This window comes from Arthrobacter sp. TJ-236, assembly GCF_058269235.1.
In genome coordinates, this window is the sequence record NZ_JBZCNI010000016.1 from 1 (window position 1) to 1067 (window position 1067).

General features: G+C 67.9%; 1 protein-coding gene. It reads left to right on the forward strand.

The window, feature by feature from the left end; translation table 11 throughout:
- The coding region (locus tag AC4D16_RS16965; RefSeq protein WP_490955862.1) for a fatty acid desaturase family protein at positions 1–1067 on the forward strand (1067 nt) is incomplete at its 5' end.

Here is a 1067-nt window from a genome sequence, read left to right on the forward strand (position 1 = left end):
CCCCCCGCACCGTCCGCATCTCGCGGCCGAACGACGTCGTCGCTTCCTATTCCGTGCTGCTGAAGCAGGTGCGCAAGGAAGGCCTCCTCACCCGCCGACGCCGGTTCTACGTCTCGGTGTTCGCCCTCCTCACGCTCGCGATGGGCGCCGCGTGGACGGGCTTCGCCCTCCTCGGTGACACCTGGTTCCAGCTGCTCATCGCCGCCGCGCTCGGCGTGGTCCTCACGCAGGTCGCCTTCCTCGCGCACGAGGCCTCGCACCGCCAGATCTTCACGACACGCGGCGCGAACGACTGGTCCGGGCGCATCCTCGCCGCCGGCGTCGTGGGCATCAGCTACGCGTGGTGGATGGACAAGCACACCCGCCACCACAACGACCCGAACACCGTGGGCAAGGACCCGGACATCGAGGTGGACACCATCTCCTTCCTCGAGGAGGACGCCGCGAAGGCCAAGGGCTTCCACGCCTGGATCACCCGCCGCCAGGGCTACCTGTTCTTCCCGCTGCTCACCATGGAGGGAATCAACCTCCACGCCCGCTCCATCAGCACCCTCTTCGCCCGCCGCACCATCAAAGGCCGCTGGGTGGAACTCGCCCTCCTCGGCGCCCGCTTCGGCGCGTACCTCGGCATCCTGTTCTGGTTCCTGCCCGTCGGCATGGCGTTCGCGTTCCTCGGTGTGCAGCTCGCCGTGTTCGGTGTGTACATGGGCGCCAGCTTCGCCCCGAACCACAAGGGCATGCCCGTTGTGCCCAAGGACAGTAAGCTCGACTTCTTCCAGAAGCAGGTCCTCACCTCGCGCAACATCCGCGGTGGCTCCTTCGTGAACAACGCCTTCGGCGGACTGAACTTCCAGATCGAGCACCACCTCTTCCCCGACATGCCCCGCCCGCACCTGCGCCGCGCAGCCGTGATCGTGAAGGAGCACTGCGAGCGCCTGCGCGTGCCCTACACCGAGGTCGGCGTCGCGGCGTCCTACGGCGCCGTGGTCTCCTACCTGAACCGCGTGGGCCTCGCGGCGCGTGACCCCTTCGACTGCCCCATGGTCAACCGCTACCGCCGCACCTGA